Annotated in this window: 16 protein-coding genes; 10 read left to right on the forward strand and 6 right to left on the reverse strand. The window is 73.5% G+C overall.

Going from position 1 to position 20070, the window contains the following annotated elements:
• The first annotated feature begins 41 nt into the window (after nucleotides 1-41).
• Complete coding sequence (gene lnt / locus ACZ3UD_RS15240; RefSeq protein WP_465586561.1) at nucleotides 42-1724, forward strand: apolipoprotein N-acyltransferase; 1683 nt, start codon at nucleotides 42-44, stop codon at nucleotides 1722-1724.
• 24 nt (nucleotides 1725-1748) lie between these two features.
• Here the strand turns inward: lnt and ACZ3UD_RS15245 are convergent, their stop codons facing one another.
• The 4 genes from ACZ3UD_RS15245 to gdhA form a co-directional block, all read right to left on the reverse strand.
• On the reverse strand, nucleotides 1749-2513 hold the full coding sequence (locus tag ACZ3UD_RS15245; protein WP_465586563.1) for a VOC family protein: 765 nt from the start codon (nucleotides 2511-2513) through the stop codon (nucleotides 1749-1751).
• A gap of 52 nt (nucleotides 2514-2565) precedes the next feature.
• A complete protein-coding gene (locus tag ACZ3UD_RS15250) occupies nucleotides 2566-3474 on the reverse strand; it encodes an NADP-dependent oxidoreductase (protein ID WP_465586566.1) in 909 nt (302 codons plus the stop codon).
• A 249-nt stretch (nucleotides 3475-3723) separates the two neighbouring features.
• Complete coding sequence (locus tag ACZ3UD_RS15255; RefSeq protein ID WP_465586568.1) at nucleotides 3724-4599, reverse strand: AraC family transcriptional regulator; 876 nt, start codon at nucleotides 4597-4599, stop codon at nucleotides 3724-3726.
• Between the two features lie 120 nt (nucleotides 4600-4719).
• Nucleotides 4720-6117: an NADP-specific glutamate dehydrogenase gene (gene gdhA, locus ACZ3UD_RS15260; protein WP_465586571.1), complete on the reverse strand. Its 1398-nt coding sequence runs from the start codon at nucleotides 6115-6117 to the stop codon at nucleotides 4720-4722.
• Between the two features lie 300 nt (nucleotides 6118-6417).
• Between gdhA and ACZ3UD_RS15265 the strand changes: the two genes are divergently transcribed.
• Entirely contained in the window at nucleotides 6418-7047 is a 630-nt protein-coding gene (locus tag ACZ3UD_RS15265; RefSeq protein ID WP_465586574.1) for a GTP cyclohydrolase II, read from the forward strand.
• A 229-nt stretch (nucleotides 7048-7276) separates the two neighbouring features.
• Nucleotides 7277-7837, forward strand: a complete 561-nt coding sequence (locus ACZ3UD_RS15270; protein ID WP_465586577.1) for a hypothetical protein — start codon at nucleotides 7277-7279, stop codon at nucleotides 7835-7837.
• A 702-nt stretch (nucleotides 7838-8539) separates the two neighbouring features.
• On the opposite strand, the gene ACZ3UD_RS15275 is transcribed toward ACZ3UD_RS15270, so the two are convergent.
• Both ACZ3UD_RS15275 and ACZ3UD_RS15280 read right to left on the reverse strand, forming a co-directional pair.
• Nucleotides 8540-10660 carry a putative bifunctional diguanylate cyclase/phosphodiesterase gene (locus tag ACZ3UD_RS15275; protein ID WP_465586579.1) on the reverse strand — a complete coding sequence of 707 codons (2121 nt, stop codon included), beginning with the start codon at nucleotides 10658-10660 and terminating at the stop codon, nucleotides 8540-8542.
• Nucleotides 10661-10781: 121 nt separating this feature from the next.
• A complete protein-coding gene (locus ACZ3UD_RS15280; protein WP_465586582.1) occupies nucleotides 10782-11588 on the reverse strand; it encodes an SAM-dependent methyltransferase in 807 nt (268 codons plus the stop codon).
• Between the two features lie 279 nt (nucleotides 11589-11867).
• Between ACZ3UD_RS15280 and ACZ3UD_RS15285 the strand changes: the two genes are divergently transcribed.
• From ACZ3UD_RS15285 to ACZ3UD_RS15315, 7 genes are all read left to right on the forward strand, one after another.
• On the forward strand, nucleotides 11868-12416 hold the full coding sequence (locus ACZ3UD_RS15285; RefSeq protein ID WP_465586585.1) for an SRPBCC family protein: 549 nt from the start codon (nucleotides 11868-11870) through the stop codon (nucleotides 12414-12416).
• Entirely contained in the window at nucleotides 12413-13612 is a 1200-nt protein-coding gene (locus ACZ3UD_RS15290; RefSeq protein WP_465586588.1) for a MalY/PatB family protein, read from the forward strand. Before ACZ3UD_RS15285 ends, ACZ3UD_RS15290 begins: the two co-directional genes overlap by 4 nt.
• A 210-nt stretch (nucleotides 13613-13822) precedes the next feature.
• On the forward strand, nucleotides 13823-15181 hold the full coding sequence (gene egtA / locus ACZ3UD_RS15295) for an ergothioneine biosynthesis glutamate--cysteine ligase EgtA (protein WP_465586591.1): 1359 nt from the start codon (nucleotides 13823-13825) through the stop codon (nucleotides 15179-15181).
• Nucleotides 15178-16521 (forward strand): ergothioneine biosynthesis protein EgtB, encoded by a 1344-nt coding sequence (egtB, locus tag ACZ3UD_RS15300; RefSeq protein ID WP_465586594.1) that lies wholly within the window; start codon nucleotides 15178-15180, stop codon nucleotides 16519-16521. Before egtA ends, egtB begins: the two co-directional genes overlap by 4 nt.
• Entirely contained in the window at nucleotides 16521-17270 is a 750-nt protein-coding gene (gene egtC / locus ACZ3UD_RS15305; RefSeq protein ID WP_465586597.1) for an ergothioneine biosynthesis protein EgtC, read from the forward strand. Before egtB ends, egtC begins: the two co-directional genes overlap by 1 nt.
• Nucleotides 17271-17315: 45 nt before the next feature.
• A complete protein-coding gene (egtD, locus tag ACZ3UD_RS15310; RefSeq protein ID WP_465586600.1) occupies nucleotides 17316-18287 on the forward strand; it encodes an L-histidine N(alpha)-methyltransferase in 972 nt (323 codons plus the stop codon).
• A gap of 158 nt (nucleotides 18288-18445) precedes the next feature.
• Nucleotides 18446-19870 carry a sugar porter family MFS transporter gene (locus ACZ3UD_RS15315; RefSeq protein ID WP_465586603.1) on the forward strand — a complete coding sequence of 475 codons (1425 nt, stop codon included), beginning with the start codon at nucleotides 18446-18448 and terminating at the stop codon, nucleotides 19868-19870.
• Nucleotides 19871-20070: the final 200 nt, after the last annotated feature.

The raw sequence follows: 20070 nt of genomic DNA on the forward strand, positions 1-20070 counted from the left end.
GCCACTGGTGGCGTTCGGCGCCCAAGCGGACAATACGGGGCATGTCGCGCCGCATCGCTCACGCACGCCAAATCCTGAGCACAACCGCCGCCCCGATCGCCGACTCGGCCCGCGATTCGGCCGCAGCCTCGGTCGGCTATTCGGCAGCCCCGGCCGCCGACTCGACTGCCGACTCGACTGCCGATTCGACCGCTGGGGAACGGGCGCCGCTCGCGCCGCAGCGGTACCGGGCGCGGTTCGGGGCGCTGGCGGCCGGGGCGGTGCCGGTGCTGGCGTTCCCGGCGCCGGGGCAGGCCTGGCTCGCGTGGGTCGCGCTGGTTCCCGGGCTGCTGCTGATGCAGCGGGCCCCGTCGGGGCGGGAGGCGTCGGTGCGCGGCTGGTGGTTCGGGGCGGGGTTCATCCTGACCGCGATGTACTGGCTGGTGCCGTCCATCGGACCCGGGCTGCCGGTGCTCGCGGTGCTGTTCGGGGCGCTGCAGGGCGCGGTCGGGTACGCGGTGCACCGGCTGCTGCACCCGGCGCTGACCACGCGTCGGGCGCTGCTGGCGCTGCTGGTCGTCCCGGCGGTCTGGGTGACCACCGAATACGCGCGGTCCTGGCCCGCGCTCGGCGGGCCCTGGGCGTTGCTCGGCGCCACCCAGTGGCAGCACCCGGCGATCCTCGGGCTGGCCTCGGCGGGCGGGATCTGGCTGGTCAGCGCGGCGGTTGCGGCGGTGAACACCGCGGTGCTGATCGTGCTGACCGCGGTGCACCGGCAGCCGCGGGCGGTCGCGGCGCTGACCGCCGTGTTGCTGCTGGCCGCGGGTCCGCTGCTGTTCGCGCTGGGCCGGGCGCCGGTCCGCACCGGCACGGTGACGGTGGCGCTGGTCCAGCCGGGCATCGTGGAGGACCCGCAGGCCCGGTTCGACGCGAGCGCCCGGGCCACCGCCGCACTGGTCGGGCAGCCACTGGACCTGGTGGTGTGGGGCGAGAGCAGCACCACCGCCGACCTGGACCACAACCCGGTCACCCTGGACGGGCTGCGCCGGCTCGCGGCGACCACCGGCGCCGAGATCATGGCCGGGGAGGACGCCCGCAAGGCCGACGGGCGGATCTCCAAAGACGCGGTGCTGGTCTCCCCGGCGGGTGTGGTGGACCGCTACCGCAAGATCCGTCTGGTCCCCTTCGGCGAGTACATCCCGTTGCGCCCGGCGCTCGGCTGGATCGCCGGGGTCAGCCGGGCGGCGGGCGAGAACCGGGCGCCCGGCAGCGCCTTCCACGTGCTGCCGGCCATCGACCGGGCGGGCGGGCCGCTGCCGGTCGGCGCGCTGATCTGCTTCGAGTCGGCGTTCCCGGACATGGCCCGGACGGCGGCGCGGGACGGCGCCCGGGTGCTGGTCTACCAGTCCTCGACCTCGACCTTCCAGCACACCTGGGCGCCCGAGCAGCACGTGGCGCTGGCGGCGATCCGGGCCGCCGAGACCGGGCGTCCGGCCGTGCAGGCCTCGCTGACCGGGGTCTCGGCCGCCTTCGACGCCCAGGGCCGGGAGCTGGCCCGGCTCGGCACCGACCGCACCGGGGCGCTGACCGTACGGCTGCCGCTCACCGCGCCGGGGACGCTGACCTGGTACGACCGGGTCGGCGACGTGGTGCCGATGGGCGCGCTGCTGGTCGCGGCGGGGGCGGCGCTGGGCGGGTGGCGCTCGCGGGCCTCGCGGCGCTCGGCTCAGCTCCCCGCCGTCTAGTACCCGCTGTTTAGTGCCCGCCGCTCAGCTGCCCGCCGGAGCGGTGTAGACGCCGAACGCGGCGCCCTGGGCGTCGCGCAGCACGGCGATCCGCCGGCCGCCCGGCATCGAGTAGGTCGGCATCAGCACCTGCGCGCCGAGGTCGATCGCCCGCTCGACCGTGTTGTCGACGTCGGCGACTGAGAAGTACGGCAGCCAGTGCGGCGGCACCTCGGGCGGGAAGTTCTCGCCCATCACCAGCATGCCGCCGAAGTCCTGGCCGTCCAGGCCCCACTGGGTGTAGTGCTCGGACGGGGCGACGGACCAGGCGAAGACCGCCGGGTAGAAGGCTCTCGCGCCGGCCGGGTCGCGGGTGAGCAGTTCCACCCAGCCGAGCGAACCGGGCTCGTTGAAGACGTCGGCGCCCGGGAAGGCGCGGGCCTGCCAGAGGATGAAGGCCGCGCCGGACCGGTCGGCGGCCACCGCGAAGACGCCGAGGTCGAACACGTCGCTGGGCGCCTTGAGGACGCGGCCGCCCTCGGCCTCGATCCTCGCCGCGGTGGCGGCGGCGTCGGCGACCGCGAAGGCCACCGTCCAGGCGATCGGCTGCTGCGGCGCGTACCGCGGGGTGATGGCGGCGGCCGAGGCCTCACCCAGGAACATCTGGGTGTAGCCGCCTGCGTCGGGGCGGACGTCGCCGTCGGGGCGCCAGCCGAACAGCTCGCGGTAGAAGGCCGTGGCGGCGCCCGGGTCGGAGGTGCCCAGCTCGACCCAGCACGGGGCGTTGGTGGTGACGGAGGTCTGCTTCATGGCTCTTGCTCTCCGGCTGCTCTGGCTGATTGCTCGTCAAGTGATGATTGGATCAGGAGACTTCGAGGACGACCTTGCCGCGGGAGTGCCCGGACTCGACCGCGGCGACCGCCGCGGCGGCACGGGCGAGCGGATATCGGCCGGTGACCTGGGGGTCCAGGTCACCGGCGGCGACGAGTGCGGCCAGGGCGGCGAGGGTCTCGGAGGTGGTGGAGCGGGCGACATAGCGGCCGCCGAGTTCGGCGGCGACGACCGGATCGGCGGTGCTGACCAGTTCGGTGCGATCGCCGATCACCGCGGCCACGGCCTTCAGGGCATCACCGCCGACCAGGTCGAGGACGCCGTCGACGCCGTCGGGGGCCGCCGCGGCGATCCGCTCGACGACGCCGTCGCCGTAGCGGACCTGGGTGGCGCCGAGGGACTCCACGTACTCGCGGTTGGTGTCGCTCGCGGTGCCGAGTACGGTCAGGCCCTGGCTGCGGGCGATCTGGGCGGCGGCACTGCCGACCCCGCCGGCGATGCCGAGGATCAGCAAGGTCCGCCCGGCACCGAGGGCGAGTTGGCGCACGGCGTCGTCGGCGGTGGCGACCGAGACGCAGAGCGTCGCGGCCCGGTCGAAGTCGACGGCCTCGGGCTTGAGGGCGCTCAACTCGGCGCGCAGCAGGGTCTGTTCGGCGAAGGCTCCGGCGGCGGCGAGGCCGAACACCTCGTCGCCCGGGGTGAACCCGGTGACCCCGGGGCCGACCTGCTGCACCACGCCGGAGGCTTCCTGGCCCATCACGGCGGGGAGTTGGCGCTCGCGGCCGAGGAAGCCCCGGCGGACCTTCCAGTCCACCGGGTTCACCCCGGCGGCGTGGACTGTGATCGCCAGTTGGCCGGGGCCGGCCTCCAGCGTGGGACGGTCGAGGAACTCCTGTGTCTCCGGTCCGCCGTAGTCGACGAAGCCGAACGCCTTGGCCATCGGTGATCCCACTCCTCGGGTAGCGGCCTGCGGCCCCTTGCTCCCCCACCCCAGCATGCGGGGCGCGGCGGGGTGGGGGCGGGCGCTGGTGGGCCGAACGGGGGTGGGCAGAGGGTGGCAGGGGTGGGCGGAGGGGCGGCGGAGGAGGACGGAGAGGGCGAACAAAAGGCAGTCGACAGATAACAGATTTCGAAATCTGTTATCTGTCGACTGTTAGTTGTCAGTCGTTCTCTGTCAGATGTTCAGATGTCAGGCCCGCACGGCCCGCGCCACCGGAATCCAGAGCTCTGCCTCGGCGTCGCCCGTCCCCGGGACGAGGCGGGTCTTCAGGACCTCCGGGCCCGGCCGGGCCTCGTACGGGTTGGACGGGAACCACTGGCTGGCCACGTCCCCCCACATCTCCTGCAGCGCCTGCGGGAATGCCCCCTTGTTGGTGAACACCGCCCACGTCCCGGCCGGGACGTGCAGGACCTCCAGGTCGTCCGGGACTACGGCGTCCTCGCGCGCCACCACCGCGTGCCAGTAGTCGAGCTCGGAGCCCTCCTCGCGGTTGGGCGAGAAGTCGTCGGTCACCGAGACGATACCGAGCGGGTCCTTGCCGGTCAGGGCCGTGATCCGCTCGACGGTCTCCGCGCCGAGCCCCTTGATGAACTCGGCGATGTGCGGGTTGACACCCAGGTAGATCAGGGGCACCCGGGCCTTCCGACCGACGATCCGGAAGTCCGGCTTCTCGACGATCCGGTATTCCATGCTGCTGCTTCCCTCCACGATGAGTCGGAAGGACATCCGGGCCTGGGAGGTGAGCACCGCACCGTCGCGCCGGGCCTCCCCCGGCCCGACCCCGTGCATCGACCGGAACGCCCGGGCGAACGCCTCGCCCGAGGTGTATCCGTACCGGACCGCGATGTCGAGCAACGTCCGCTCACCGTCGAGCACTTCGGCCCCGGCGACGGTCAGCCGCCGGCGTCGGACGTACTCCGACAGCGGCATCCCGGCGAGCATCGAGAACAGCCGCCGGAAGTGGTACTCCGACGTCATCGCGATCCGCGCCAGTTCGGCCACGTCGATCTCACCGGCCAGGTTCCGGTCGATCCGTTCCATCGCCCGGTTCAGGTGCTCCAGCACACCGACCCCGTCCTTCCCTTGTCGATCACTACCGTAGGAAGGACCTACCTTGCCGCACCCGACAATCGGTGCCCGCTGCGGTAGGGCACCGATTGCCGGGCGACCGGCGCGAACCCGGGGTCAGACCAGGCCCTGGGCCAGCATCGCGTCCGCGACCAGCTCGAAGCCGGCGATGTTCGCGCCCACCACGTAGTCGCCGGGGTGGCCGTAGCGCTCGGCGGTCGTGAAGCAGGAGTCGTGGATGTGCTTCATGATCCCGGCCAGCCGCTCCTCGGTGCGCTCGAAGCTCCAGGAGTCGCGCGAGGCGTTCTGCTGCATCTCCAGCGCACTGGTCGCGACGCCGCCCGCGTTCGCCGCCTTGCCCGGGCCGAAGGCCACCCCGGCCTCCTGGAACACCCGCACCGCCTCGGGGGTGGTGGGCATGTTGGCGCCCTCGGCGACCGCGAGCACCCCGCTCCGCACCAGGGCGAGCGCGTCCGCCTCGGTCAGCTCGTTCTGGGTGGCGCAAGGCAGCGCGACGTCGCAGGGCACGCTCCACACGCCCGGGCCCTCGACGAACCGCACGTGGCTGCCGCGCAGTTCGGCGTACTCGGCCACCCGGCCGCGCCGGACCTCCTTGACCTCCTTGAGCAGGTCGAGGTCGATGCCCTTCTCGTCCACCACGTAGCCGGAGGAGTCGGAGCAGGTGAGCACCGTCGCGCCGAGCTGCTGCGCCTTCTCGATCGCGTACAGGGCCACGTTGCCGGAGCCGGAGACGGCCACCCGGCGCCCGTCCAGGCTCCCGCCCCGGCTGTGCAGCATCTCGGCGGTGAACAGCACGCAGCCGTAGCCGGTGGCCTCGGTGCGGACCTGCGCCCCGCCCCAGCCGAGGCCCTTGCCGGTGAGCACGCCGGCCTCGTAGCGGTTGGTGATCCGCTTGTACTGGCCGAACAGGTAGCCGATCTCGCGGCCGCCGACGCCGATGTCACCGGCCGGGACGTCGGTGTGCTCGCCGAGGTGACGGTGCAACTCGGTCATGAAGGACTGACAGAACCGCATGATCTCGGCGTCCGAGCGGCCCTTGGGGTCGAAGTCGGAGCCGCCCTTGCCGCCGCCGATCGCCAGTCCGGTGAGCGCGTTCTTGAAGATCTGCTCGAAGCCGAGGAACTTGACGATGCCGAGGTTCACCGAGGGGTGGAAGCGCAGCCCGCCCTTGTACGGGCCGAGGGCGCTGCTGAACTCCACCCGGAAGCCGCGGTTGACGTGGATGGCGCCGGAGTCGTCGGTCCACGGCACCCGGAACATCAGCTGCCGCTCGGGCTCGCAGATCCGCTCGATGATCCGGGCGTCGAGGAGTTCGGGGCGGTGGGCGAGCACCGGGGCCAGGGTCTCCAGTACCTCGTGGACGGCCTGGTGGAACTCCGCCTCGCCCTTGTTGCGGCGGACCACGTCCGCGTAGAGGGTCTCGATCGCGCGCTGTTCGGCGTCGAACCGGGGCTGGGAGGCGGGGGTGGAGGTGGTGGCGCGGCTCGTGGGCATCTGATCAGGACCTTCCGTGGTCGTCGGTGGTCGTGCGCGAGGCGTTCCCGTGCCCAGGAAACGGGACGAAGTCTCGCAGTGTCCACACCTCGACTTCCATCTCATCCACATGCTGGAACGCCTGACGGGAACAGGCAGGGTGGGTGTGGTGTTGTCCGCCTCCGTAGTCGGGTCGGTCACCGGCAGTACTCAGTTGTTCAAATTGGAACAGCAGAGTACGGTCGACATCCGATCCGCCCGGATCCATCCGGAGCCGGAGCGATCCAACCCGGTCCACCCCCGATCGACGGAGGCCCATCCATGCCTCAGCCCGGCGCCGCCACGGTGCGCTCGCGCGTGCGCATCCCGCTGACCTTCCCCGACGGCTACCGCGCCGAGGCGGAGGTCTTCACCTTCCACGGCCTCGCCGACGGCGCCGAGCACCTGGCGCTCGCCCTCGGCACGGTCCCGGACGGCGGGACGCCGCTGGTGCGGCTGCACTCCGAGTGCCTGACCGGCGACGTCTTCGGCTCGGACCGCTGCGACTGCGGCCCGCAGCTGCGCGAGTCGGCGGAACGGATCAGCGAGGCCGGCGGCTACCTGCTCTACCTGCGTCAGGAGGGCCGGGGCATCGGGCTGTACAACAAGCTCGACGCGTACGCCCTGCAGGACTCCGGGATGGACACCTACGACGCCAACACCGCGCTCGGCCTGCCCGAGGACGGCCGGGACTACACCGCGGCCGCCCAGATGCTCGGCACGCTCGGCGCCGCCGGCATCGACCTGCTGAGCAACAACCCGGACAAGGCCGCCCAGCTGGCCGAGCTCGGGATCACCGTCCGTCACCGGGTGCCGACCGGCGTCCACCTGTCGGCGAGCAACGTCCGGTACCTGAAGGCGAAGGTGGAGCGGACCGGACACTCGATCGAGCTCTCCCGGCTCGTGGGCTGACGGCGGGCGGCTGGCAACTGGCAGCTGAGAGCCGCCCTCACCCCGCCCCCGCGCGCCCCCGTACCGTCCGCAGCACCCGTACGCCGCCACCGGCAGCACCACCGGCAGGGCGGCCCAGAAGGCCCCGTGCCCCCACACCCCCGCGACCGCGCCGAACAGCCCCTCGAACACCGGTATCCGCAGCGCCTCGACCGGCCCCAGCGCGCCGGGCCAGGCGCCTAGGAACAGCGTGCCGAGGATCCAGCAGACGAACAGGACCCGCGCGGTGGCCGGCGTCCCGAGCGTGGTCAGCAGCGACACCGCCAGCAGCAGGATGACGAACCCGACCTGGTACCCCGCGCCGGTCTGCCCCGTCCCCCAGGAGTCCGGCGTCCGGTGCACCCCGGTGGCCGCGAGCCGCACCTCGACCGCCGCCCACAGCAGCAGAACCAGCACCCTGGTGCTCCCGAGCGCGAACCGCAGCCGGTCCCGCGTTCCCGCACCGCCCGCACCGCCCGCACCGCCCGCACCCCAGCGCCCGGCCGCCGGAACGGCCCGCATCGGGTGCCCGGCGGCCCGCGCGGGCCGCCTGTCGAGGTCCCGCCAGGACTCCCGGACCCGCCGCCGGGCCTGCTGGGCGGGCTTCAGCAGCCGGTTCGCCGCCCGCTCGATCAGCACGAAGGCCACCACGATCGCCACCACCGCCGCGATCCCGGCCCAACTCCCCATCCCGCCCTCGAACATGACCACCCGGTCGGCCACCGGCTGCGGCGCCTCCACGGCCGTCATCGGCGGACCGAGCCGCAGGTAGCCGATCGCGAAGGCCCCCGCGCCGGTCAGCAGCGCGGTACCGAAGCCGACCCGCGCCGGGAAGAGGGCGAGCACCGCGGCGGCGACGAAGGCCGCGCCCAGTTTGCCGGCCACCTGCTCGGCAACGTGCCGACCCGCCAGGTGCAGCCGCCCGCCGAACAGGTCCGGCGAGAGGTCCAGCTTCTGCCCGGCCTCGACCGGGTAGCGCAGCACCGCCCCCGCCCACAGCAGCAGCCCGAGCCCGATCACCAGCAGCGCGACCGCCCCCGCCCGGCGCGGCAGCATGGTGCGGGCGTACGGCCACCAGAGCCGCAGCCGGGCCGACCAGTCCACCGGTGGCCGACGACGCCGGCCCTGCCACAGCCGGGCCACCCGCCCCTGGCGCGGTGCGCCGGCCTCCGGTTCGGGCCGATCGGCCCGTCCGCGGCAGCTCCCCCGGTCCGGGGCCGCCTCCCGGTGCCGCCCCGCGTCGGTCCCCGTCGGCCGGACCGGCGTCCTCCGTTGCGCCCATGGCTGGCGCTCCCCTCCCCGCGCCCCGGGGCCGGTGCGGGGCCGTGACCACGGGCGCACCGCTGCCGGGTGGTGATCTTGACGCGTCATCATCCCGCATACCGGGCACGGGTGTCGGGTGCTTCCGGAACGCTTCCCGGAACTGTTTCCGCACCGCGACCGGACCCGCACGGCACCGGTACCACGGCCTGGCTCAGCGCTCCCCGACGGGGCGCCCCTTCGGCTCCTCGACGATCCGGCGGGCGATCTCGGCCGGCCGCACCGGGCGGCCGAAGTGCCAGCCCTGCGCCCAGTCGCAGCCCATGGTGCGCAGCCGCTCGGCGTCCTTGCGGGTCTCCACGCCCTCGGCCGTGACGGTCAGTCCGAGGGCGTGCGCCATCGACACCAGGCCGCTGACGATCCGCCACCCGGTGGCGCCGTCCTTCGCCGGGTCGTGCAGGTCGCCGACGAAGGACCCGGCGATCTTCAGCCCGGAGACCGGCAGGTCACGCAGGTAGGCGAGGTTGGACCAGCCGGTGCCGAAGTCGTCCACGGCCAGCGAGACGCCGAGGTCGACCAGGCCGTGCAGGGTGCGCAGCGCCTCGTCCTCGGGGCCGACCACGGTCGACTCGGTGATCTCCAGCTGCAGCCGGGCCGGGTCCAGGCCGGTGCTGTCCAGGATCCGCCCGAGGTCGGTGACCAGTGCGGCGCTGCGCGCCTGCCGCACCGCGAGGTTGACGTTCAGCTGGGGGGCGGCGTCGCCGTACTGCTTGATCCAGTCGGCGGCCTGGCCGCAGGCCTGTTCCAGCACCCAGCGGCCGAGCGGCATGATCAGCCCGGTCTCCTCGGCGGTGGTGACGAACTCGTCCGGGCCGAGCACGCCGAGCTGCGGGTGCCGCCAGCGCACCAGCGCCTCGACGGCGGCCATCCGGCCGTCGGCGAGCTTGTACAGCGGCTGGTAGTCGATGAAGAACTCGCCGCGGTCCAGGGCGGCCGGCATCCGCACCGACACCGCGTAGCGGCTGACCGCGCGGGCGTTCTCCTTGGGGTCGAACAGCGTCCAGCGGCCGCGGCCGGCCTCCTTGGCGCGGTAGAGCGTGAGGTCGGCGGCCCGGACGGCGGCGCCGGGGGTGGTGGTGGACACCCGCCGCTCCAGCACGCCGACGCTGGCGCCGACGGCGAGCTTGTGGTCGCCGATCAGCACCGGCCCGGCCAACGCCTTGAGCACGGTCTTGGCGGCGGCCACCGCCTCCTGCTCGCCGCGGCAGTTCTCCAGCAGGACGACGAACTCGTCGCCGCCGAGCCGGGCCACCAGGTGGCCGAGCGGGGTGAGGGCGGCCTTCAGCCGGGCGGCTACGGCGGACAGCAGCTGGTCGCCCATGTCGTGGCCGAGGCTGTCGTTGACCACCTTGAAGCCGTCGAGGTCGACGTAGCAGAGGCCGAACCGGGCGCCCGGCTCCGGCTCCTCGAACAGCTTCTCCAGCCGTTCGAAGAAGGCGGCGCGGTTGGGCAGGCCGGTCAGCGGGTCGTGGGTGGCCTGGTGACGCAGCCGCTCCTGGAGGCGGTAGCGGTCGGTGATGTCCTCGAGCATCGCGACCTGGTACTGCGGGACGCCGTCGTCGTCGCGGATCAGCGAGACGGTCAGGTGGGTCCAGACCACCTCCCCGTCCTGGCGGTAGTACGGCTTGTCGAACTGGAAGTACTCCCGCTTGCCGCTGATCAGCTCCTCGTAGGCCTCCCAGACGCCCGGGGTGTCCTCGGGGTGGACGAGGTCGCCGACCCGGCGGCCGATCATGTCGGCCGGGCCGGCGCCGAACAGCTCCTGCAGGGCCTTGTTGACCGCCAGGATGTTGCCGTCGGTGTCGCCGATGCCGATGCCGATAGCGGCGCTCTCGAACAGGGCGCGGAACCGGGCCTCGGAGGCGCGCAGCGCACGCTCGGCCTCCTTGCGGGCGGCGTCGGCGGCGGTGCGGATGGCCTCCTGCTCGCGCAGGGTGCGCTCGCGCAGGGCGTTGGCCCAGCCGGCCGCGAAGGCGCCGGTCAGCGCGGGGCCGCGGTCGTCACCGATCGGCTGGGCCTGGAGCAGTTCGACCGTGCGGGCGAGCAGGACCGGGTCGGTGAAGTGCGCGTCGACCAGTTCGGCGCCCGCCTGGGCGGCCAGCCGGGGCTCGAAGGGCTCCTCCACCTGGGCGCGGTGCAGCAGCGCGGCGGTGCGCGCGACCAGGCGGCCGAGCAGAGCCGGGTGGACGGCGATGCCGTGGTCGGCGGAGAGCAGCCGGCCCCAGTCCTCGTGGAACCGCTCGGCGCTGCCGTTCACCGGGGTGGTGCCGCTCATCCGAGGGCTCCGGTTCTGCGGAGCGTCGTGTTCGAAGGCCGGACCGTCGTACGCACGGCGGGAGGCCCGGCGGCCGCCGCACGGGGCGTACGGCCGTCGGCTGCTCTCCCGTCGCGACGGCTCAAGGGCGGAACCCCACGCCCGCCACCCCGGCGATCCGCTCGGGGTGCTCGCCGACCGTGTCCGGCTGGTCCGGGCGCCACTGCGGCAGGTGGACCACGCCCGGCTCGACCAGTTCGAAGCCGGCGAACATCGCGGTGACCTGCTCGCGGGTGCGCATGGTCAGCGGGGTCGGGGTCATCCGGTAGAGCTTCTGGTGGTCCTCGGCCTGGTCCGGCCGGGCCTCCAGGGAGGCGTGCGAGAGGACCAGCGCGCTGCCGGAGGGGAGCGCGTCGCGGATCACGCCGACCAGCTTCCAGGGGTCCTCGTCGTCGCTGACGAAGTGGGCGACGGCCACCAGCAGCACGCCCACCGGCTCACCGGCGGACAGCAGTTCGGTCACCTCGGGGCGGGCCATCAGGTCCTCGACGTCGCGCAGGTCGGCCTGGACCACGGCGCTGCGCGGGTCGTCCTGCATCAGCAGGCGGCTGTGCGCGACGGCGACCGGGTCGCGGTCCGCGTAGACGACCTCGGCCTCGGGCCGGATCGCGCGGGCGATCTCGTGCACCGCGCCGAAGGTGGGGATGCCGGAGCCGATGTCCAGGAAGCGGGTGACGCCGCGCTCGGCGAGGAAGGTCACGGCGCGGCGCAGGAAGGCCCGGTTGGAGCGCATGATCTGCGGCAGCTCGGGCCACATGGACATCGCCTTGCGGGCCATCTCCCGGTCGACCTCGAAGTTGTGCGAGCCCCCCAGGTAGTAGTCGTAGACCCGCGCGGCGTTCGGTTTGTCCAGGTCCATGTCCTCCGGTACCCAGCTCGGTCGCCGCATGCCTGTGACTCCTTCACTCCGGTTCCGGGGGTGCAGCGCCTGGGGATGCTGCCGTGACTGATGAGACTACAAGCACGGAAGATCCTCCCCCGCACCCCGAACGGCTGCAAGCGGAATGCACTCCTCCCCGCGAAGTGTCCCTTTGTCGAGCGTTTACCCGTCGTTCGAGGCCGTTGCGGGGTGCCCGGGCACACGGGATTCGCGGGGCGGGCGCCAACTCGGCGGCGGTCCACCGGCGTTCCGCCGTGCCGCGGCACGAGCCCGGCTAGGGTGGGGCGCGTGGATCCCAACCACTACCGTTTCCAGGGCGTGTGGCGGCTCGCGGCACCGGCCTCGGCGGTGTACGCGGCGCTGGAGGACGTCCAGGGCTACCCGCTGTGGTGGCCGGAGATCCGCGAGGTCCGGCAGACCGGCGAGGACGCCGGGGACGTGGTGGTGCGCGCGCTGCTGCCGTACCGGCTGGTGATCCACCTGGAGGCGACCCTGCGAGACCCGGGCACCGGGGTGCTGGAGGCGGCGATGCGGGGCGACCTCGACGGGTGGTCGCGGTTCACGGTCACGCCGGACCGGCCGAGCGGGCCGGACGGGCCCGGCAGCGCGGGGTGCCGGGTGCTGTTCGAGGAGGACACCCGGCCCGGCAAGCTCCTGCTGCGGCGCCTCGCCCTGCCGCTGCACCCGCTGTTCCGGGCCAACCACGCGGTCATGATGCGCCGGGGGCGGCGGGGGCTCGCGGCGTACTTGGCGGATGGCGGTCCCGGCGGGGCGGGCACCGGTCCGGGCGGCTCCGGCGAGCTGGGTGCCGGCACGGAGGGGGCGGCGAACAGATGACAGACGACAGATTTCAGCGAACAGATAACAGATTTCGAAATCCGTCATCTGTTCGCCGTTCACCCAAGCCCACCTTCACCTTCGACACCCCCTTCGACCGCACCGGCACCGGCAGCAGCAAGTGGGCCCGGGCCGAGGCCCCCGGGGTGATCCCGCTGGGCCTGGCCGACATGGACCTGCCCGGCCCGCCCGCGATCGCCGAGGCCCTGGAGCGGCGCGCCCGCCACCGCGCGTACGGCTACACGGTCTGCGACCCGGCCGGGCGGAGCCTGGTCGCCGACTGGTACCGCGCCCGGCACGGCGTGGCGGTGGACCCGGACTGGGTCCTGCTGCTCCCCTGCGGTCCGCGCACCGCGCTGCGCCTCCTGCTGGACACCCTCCGCCCGCAGGCGTCCGTCCTCCTCCCCACCCCCGAGTGGGCCGGCTTCGCCCAGCTCTGCCGTGCAGCGGGGATCGCCTGCCGCGAGCTGCCGCTGCCCCTCGGGCCGGACGGCTACCACCTCCCCGACGGCCCGCTCCCCTCCCCAACGGCCGCCGTCCTGCTGAGCAGCCCGCACAACCCCTCCGCCCGGGTCTGGCCCGCCGCCGAGCTGCGTACCCTCGCCGATCGGGCGGCCGAGGCGGACGCGCTGCTCATCTCGGACGAGGTGCACGGCGACCTCACCCACCCCGGGCGCACCCACCCCGTCGCCGTCACCACCGTCGACCCGGCCCTCCGGCACCGCGTGGTCACCCTGAACTCCGTCGGCAAGACCTTCAACTGCTCCGGCATTCCCAGCAGCTTCGCCCTCGTCCCCGACCCCGCCCTGCGCTCCCGCTTCACCGACACCCTGGCCGGCTACGGCCTCTGGGAGGGCGGCCTGCTGGAGCAGACCGTGCAGCACGCCGCGCTGCGCGAGGGCGGCCCGTGGCTGGACGCCCTGCTCGCCCACCTCGCCGCCGCCCGCACCCGGCTCACCGAGCGACTCGGCCCCGCCGTCCGCTCGGCGCCGCAGGCTTCCTACCTGCTCTGGCTGGACGCCGCCGCCCTCGGCCTGCCGCCCGGGGCCGCCCGCCGGGCGCTGCTGGAGCGCTGCGCCCTGGAGGCCTCCGACGGCGCCGACTTCGGCCCCGGCGGCGCGGGCTCGCTGCGACTGAACTACGCCCTGCCGAGCCCGGTGCTGGACGCCGTCCTGGCCCGGCTGGACCGCCTGTGACCCGGGCATGTGCCCATGCCAAGGGCGGCCCCACGCCCCGCGCACAGCCCGCCCCGAACCCCCGCATTCACCCGATTGCCACGTCCCCGATCTGCGGAAACGGACATTCACGCGATATTTGCGGAGCAGCCCCGCATGCTCCGTAGCAGACTGGGCAGGGTAGACCGGGCCGCAATCGTGATCCCGAGGATGGTGAGTCCGGTGATACCGATGTCCCGTACCACTCCGCCCGACCGGCAGAGCGCACCCACACCCCCGCCGGGGGTGACCCCGTTGACCGAATCGGGGGCGCGCAGCCATGTGTCGGGCGTCTGTTTCAAGATCGGACCGCCCCGCCTGGTGGGTGTGGAGGTCGAGTGGTTCGTCCACGACGACCGATGTCCCACCCGGCCCGTTCGGCCCGAACTGCTCCACGCCGCACTGGAGTCACTGCCCCTCGGCGGACCGGACGGCGCCTCGCTCCCCTCCGGTTCGCGCCTCACGCTCGAGCCCGGCGGACAGGTCGAGCTCAGCTCCCCGCCCGCCACCGGCCTCGTGGCCTGCGTCGACGACACCCGACGCGATCTGACCGCCCTGCGGGCCGCCTTCGCGGCGCAGGGCCTGCGCCTCACCGGTACCGGGACGGACCCGCTGGCCCGCCCCCGGCGGATGGTGCTGGACCACCCGCGCTACCTCGCGATGGAGCGCTTCTTCGACTCGGCCGGCCCGTGGGGCCGGATCATGATGACCGGTACCGCGTCGGTGCAGGTGTGCCTGGACGCCGGTGACGCGGACGGCCCGCACACGGTGGAACGGCGCTGGCAGCTGGTCCACCAGCTGGGCCCGGTGCTGGTCGCCGCCTTCGCCAACTCCCCGCTGCTGGACGGCAGGCCGACCGGCCACCGGTCCACCCGGCAGACCGTCTGGTCCCGGATGGACCCGAGCCGCACCCTCGCCCCCGGGCCGGACCACGGCGACCCGCGCGAGGCCTGGGCGCAGTACGTGCTGGACGCCGAGGTCCTGTGCGTGCAACGGCCGGAGGGCATGCCGTGGACGGCCTCGCCCGGACTGACCTTCCGGGACTGGATCCGCGGCGCGGGCGAACGTCCGCCCACGCTCGCCGACTTGGACTACCACTGCACCACGCTGTTCCCGCCGGTGCGCCCGCGCGGCCACCTGGAGCTGCGGATGATCGACGCCCAGCCCGGTGACGGCTGGGTGGTGCCCGCCGCTCTGGTCACCGCGCTGCTGGACGACCCGGTGGCCGCCGACGCCGTGCTCGCCGCGCTGGAGCCGCTGGACTCCTTCGACCGGCGGGAGGGGGCGACCGGCCCGCGCCCGCCCCGCAGCGAGGCCTGGCGCCGCGCCGCCACGCTGGCCGTCGCCGACCCGGAGCTGCGCCGCGCCGCCCTCACCTGCTTCGCCGCCGCCGACGCCGCGCTGGGCCGCCTGCCCGGCGCCGGTCGGCTGCGCACCGCCGTGGCCGAGTTCGCCGAGCGCTACCCCGCGCGCGGCCGCTGCCCGGCCGACGACCAGCTGGACGCCCTGCGCTCCGGCACCCGACGCACTCCGCCGGAGGAGGCACCATGACCGACGTCCGACCGCCCGCCGACCCGGGGACGGGCACCGAGGCGCTGCGCGAGAGCATCGCCGCCGAGCTGCTGGCCGCCCGTGACCGGACCGCCGCGCTGACCGACTGCGTCGAGGACGCCGATCTCACCGCCCAGCACTCGCCGTTGATGTCCCCGCTGGTCTGGGACCTCGCGCACATCGGCAACCAGGAGGAGCTCTGGCTGCTGCGCAACGTCGGCGGCCGGGACCCGATGCACCCCGAGATCGACCCGCTGTACGACGCCTTCCAGCACCCCCGCGCCGAGCGCCCCAGCCTGCCGCTGCTGCCGCCCGCCGAGGCCCGCGCCTACGCCCACGAGGTGCGCGGCCGGGTGCTGGACCTGCTGGCGGCCAGCCCGCTGGAGGGCGCGCCGCTGCTGGACGCCGGGTTCGCCTTCGGGATGATCGCCCAGCACGAGCAGCAGCACGACGAGACGATGCTGATCACCCACCAGCTCCGCAAGGGCGAACCCGCCCTGGCCGCTCCCCCGCCGCCGCCCGCGCCCGCCGACGCGGCCACCCTGCCCGCCGAAGTCCTGATCCCGGCAGGCCCGTTCACCATGGGCACGGACACCGAGCCGTGGGCGCTGGACAACGAGCGCCCGACGCACGCCGTCGACCTGCCGGCCTACTTCCTGGACACCACCCCGGTCACCAACGCCGCCTACCAGCGCTTCATCGCGGACGGCGGCTACGACGACCCGCGCTGGTGGACCCCGGAGGGCTGGGAGCACCGCCGCCGGGCCGAGCTGACCGCCCCGCTGTTCTGGAAGCGCCAGGACGGCCAGTGGCTTCGCCGCCGCTTCGGCACGGTCGAGCCCGTCCCGCCGAACGAGCCGGTGCTGCACGTCAGTTGGTACGAGGCGGACGCCTACGCCCGGTGGGCCGGGCGGCGCCTGCCGACCGAGGCCGAGTGGGAGAAGGCGGCCCGGCACGACCCGGCCACCGGCCGCTCCCGCCGCTACCCCTGGGGCGACGGCCCGCCCGGCCCCGAGCACGCCAACCTCGGCCAGCGCCATCTGCGCCCGGCCGCGGCGGGCAGCTACCCCCAAGGCCAGTCACCCTACGGCGTACGGCAGTTGATGGGCGACGTGTGGGAGTGGACGGCCAGCGACTTCCGCCCCTACCCGGGGTTCCGAGCCTGGCCGTACCAGGAGTACTCCGAGGTCTTCTTCGGTCCCGAGTACAAGGTGCTGCGCGGCGGCTGCTTCGCGGTGGCGCCGGTCGCCTGCCGCGGCACCTTCCGCAACTGGGACTACCCGGTCCGGCGGCAGATCTTCTCCGGCTTCCGCACCGCCCGCAGCCCGGAGGAGGCCTGATGTGTCGCCACCTCGCCTACCTGGGCGAACCGTTGGCACCGCAGGAGCTGCTGGTGCACCCGCCGTACGCGCTGTACCGGCAGTCCTGGGCGCCGCGGACCCAGCGGCACGGCACGGTCAACGTGGACGGCTTCGGCCTCGGCTGGTACGCGGACGGCGACGAACTGCCCGCGCGCTACCGCCGGGCCGGGCCGATCTGGGCGGACGCGACCTTCGCCGACCTCGCCCGGGTGATCCGCACCCGGGCGCTGCTGGCGGCCGTCCGCTCCGCCACCGAGGGCTGCGCGGCGGGCGAGAGCGCGGCCGCGCCGTTCTCCGCCGGGCGCTGGCTGTTCAGCCACAACGGCGCGGTGACCGGCTGGCCCGGCAAGCTGGACGCGCTCGCCGCCCTGCTCCCGCCGGCCGAGCTGCTGGAGCTGGAGGCACGCACCGACTCGGCCCTGCTGTGGGCCCTCACCCTGCACCGGCTGCGCCGGGGCGCGGACCCGGGCGAGGCACTGGCGGGCACCGTCGCGGACGTCGCCGCGCACACCACCGGGCGGCTCAACCTGCTGCTCACCGACGGCACCGCGATCGCCGCGACCACCTGGGGAGACACCCTGCACCACCGCACCCTGCCGGGACTCGGCACGGTGGTGGCCTCCGAGCCGTACGACGACGACCCGGGGTGGACGCCCGTCCCGGACGGCTCCCTGCTGCTGGCCGACGCCCGGGGCGTCACCGTCCGGCAGCTCCCCAGCCACTACTGACCCTCTACTCTCCCTTCATCTTCTGAACAGAGGAACCACCCTGTCATGGACACCTTCGATCTCACCCGACTGCTGCCCGCCGACCACTTCAGCACCGCGCTGCGCCAGGACGTGCAGCACGGCCTGACCTCCGAACCCAAGTGGCTGCCGCCCAAGTGGTTCTACGACGCGCGGGGCAGCGAGCTGTTCGAGGAGATCACCCGGCTGCCCGAGTACTACCCGACCCGCGCCGAGCGGGCCATCCTGACCGCCCGGGCCGGCGAGATCGCCGCCGCGACCGGGGCCCACACCCTGGTCGAGCTGGGCTCCGGCTCCTCCGAGAAGACCCGGCTGCTGCTGGACGCGCTGCGTGCGCTCGGCACCCTGGAGACCTACGTCCCGGTGGACGTCAGCGAGAGCGCGCTGACCCTGGCCGGCGCCGCGCTCGCCGCCGAGTACCCCGGCCTGGCCGTGCACGGCGTGCTGGCCGACTTCACCGCCCGGCTCGGCCTGCCCCCGGACGGCGGCCCCCGCCTCGTCGCCTTCCTCGGCGGCACCCTCGGCAACCTGCTGCCGCAGGAGCGGGCCGCCTTCCTGCGCCGCCTGCGCGCGGCCCTCGACCCGGGCGACTTCCTGCTGCTCGGCACCGACCTGGTCAAGGACCCGGCGGTGCTGGTCGCCGCCTACGACGACAGCGCCGGGGTGACCGCCGAGTTCAACCGCAACGTGCTCAACGTGCTCAACCGCGAGCTGGGCGCCGACTTCGACCCGGACGCCTTCGAGCACGTCGCCCTCTGGGACGCCGAGCAGGAGTGGATCGAGATGCGGCTGCGCTCGCTTCGCTCGCAGACCGTGAAGATCCCGGCGCTGGACCTGCCGGTGCACTTCGACCGGGGCGAGGAACTGCGCACCGAGGTGTCGGCCAAGTTCCGCCGGGAGCGGGTGGCCGGGGAGCTGGCGGCGGCCGGGCTGCGGCTGAGCCACTGGTGGACGGACCCGGAGGGCCGGTTCGGCCTGTCGCTCTCGGCCCCGGCCTGAGCTGCCGTACCGACGCCCAGGGCGGGAACGCCCAATTTGCTTGTTCACCTTACGAATTCTCGAAGCGCACCTTGAGGATCCCGGTGTACAAGACTTAAACGAAGAGGGGTTACGATCGCGGCTACCGAGCTCAGTGTTGAGTACCAGGAGTCAAGATCGTGAGCGTCACCCAGAAGCCCTCCGGGGCGGTCGAGGCCCCCGCGCCCGGCCGCCTCGGCTTCGTCGTCTTCATCACCGCTGCCGCGGCCCTCGGCGGCTTCCTGTTCGGCTACGACAGCTCCGTGATCAACGGCGCCGTCTCCGGTATCCAGGGCAAGTTCGGTGTCGGCAGCGGCGAGACCGGCCTGATCGTCTCCTCGGCGCTGCTGGGCTCGGCGGTCGGCGCCGCGCTGGCGGGCCGGTTCGCCGACCGCTACGGCCGCATCAAGGTCATGAAGGCGGGCGCGCTGCTGTTCGCGGTCAGCGCCGTCGGCTCGATGCTGCCCTTCTCCCCCTGGGACCTCGCCCTGTGGCGCGTCCTCGGCGGCGCGGCCATCGGCATCGCCTCGGTGATCGCCCCGACCTACATCGCCGAGGTCGCACCGACCAAGTACCGGGGCCGGCTGGCCTCCTTCCAGCAGGCCGCGATCGTGCTCGGCATCGCGATATCCCAGCTGGTCAACTGGGTGCTGGCGGACGCCGCCGGCGGTGACACCCGCGGCCACCTGCTCGGCCTGGAGGCCTGGCAGTGGATGCTGGGCATCTGCGTGATCCCGGCCGCGGTCTACTTCGTGCTCTCCTCGATGATCCCCGAGTCCCCGCGCTACCTGATCCAGGCCGAGCGTCTGGACGACGCCCGCAAGGTGCTGGCCCAGGTCGAGGGCGAGGGCATCGACACCGACGCCCGGATCGCCGAGATCCAGGCGCTGATCGCCTCCGACCACCGCCCGCGCTTCCGCGACCTGCTCGGCGGCCGTTTCGGCCTGCTCCCGATCGTCTGGGTCGGCATCGGCCTGTCGGTCTTCCAGCAGCTGGTCGGCATCAACGTGATCTTCTACTACTCGTCGATCCTGTGGCAGTCGGTCGGCATCGACCAGAGCAACTCGCTGCTGATCAGCTTCATCGGCTCGGTCATCAACATCCTCGGCACCGTGATCGCGATCCTGCTGGTCGACCGGATCGGTCGCAAGCCGCTCGCCCTGATCGGCTCGGCCGGCATGGCCGTCACCCTCGCCGCGGCCGGCTGGGCGTTCTCCTCCGCCACCGGCTCCGGCGACAACGTCTCGCTGCCCGACCTCCAGGGCACCGTCGCGCTGATCTCCGCCAACGCCTTCGTGCTGTTCTTCGCGATGTCCTGGGGTGTGGTCGTCTGGGTGATGCTCGGCGAGATGTTCCCGAACCGGGTCCGCGCCGCCGCGCTCTCCGTCGCCGCCTCCGCGCAGTGGATCGCCAACTGGGCGATCACCGTCTCGTTCCCGTCCCTGTCGCGCTGGAACCTGTCGGCGACCTACCTGGTGTACGCGGCCTTCGCGGCGCTGTCGATCGTCTTCGTGGCCAAGTGCATGAAGGAGACCAAGGGCGTCCGACTGGAGGACATGGGCTGATCAGCCTTCCATGGGCTGGTCGGACAATCCGGCCCCCGGCCCCCGCACCCTAGCGCGATCGGCGCGGGTGCGGGGGCCGAATCGTTCACTCTCTGCGGCAGTCCGAGCACCTCCGGTACTCCTGTGCGGCAGGAGGGATGTGTCCTTGATCTTCAACCGGCTTCGCACCCGCAGAACCGCCACCGCCCCGAGCGGCGGCT

The organism is Kitasatospora sp. NPDC023118 (genome assembly GCF_055560875.1).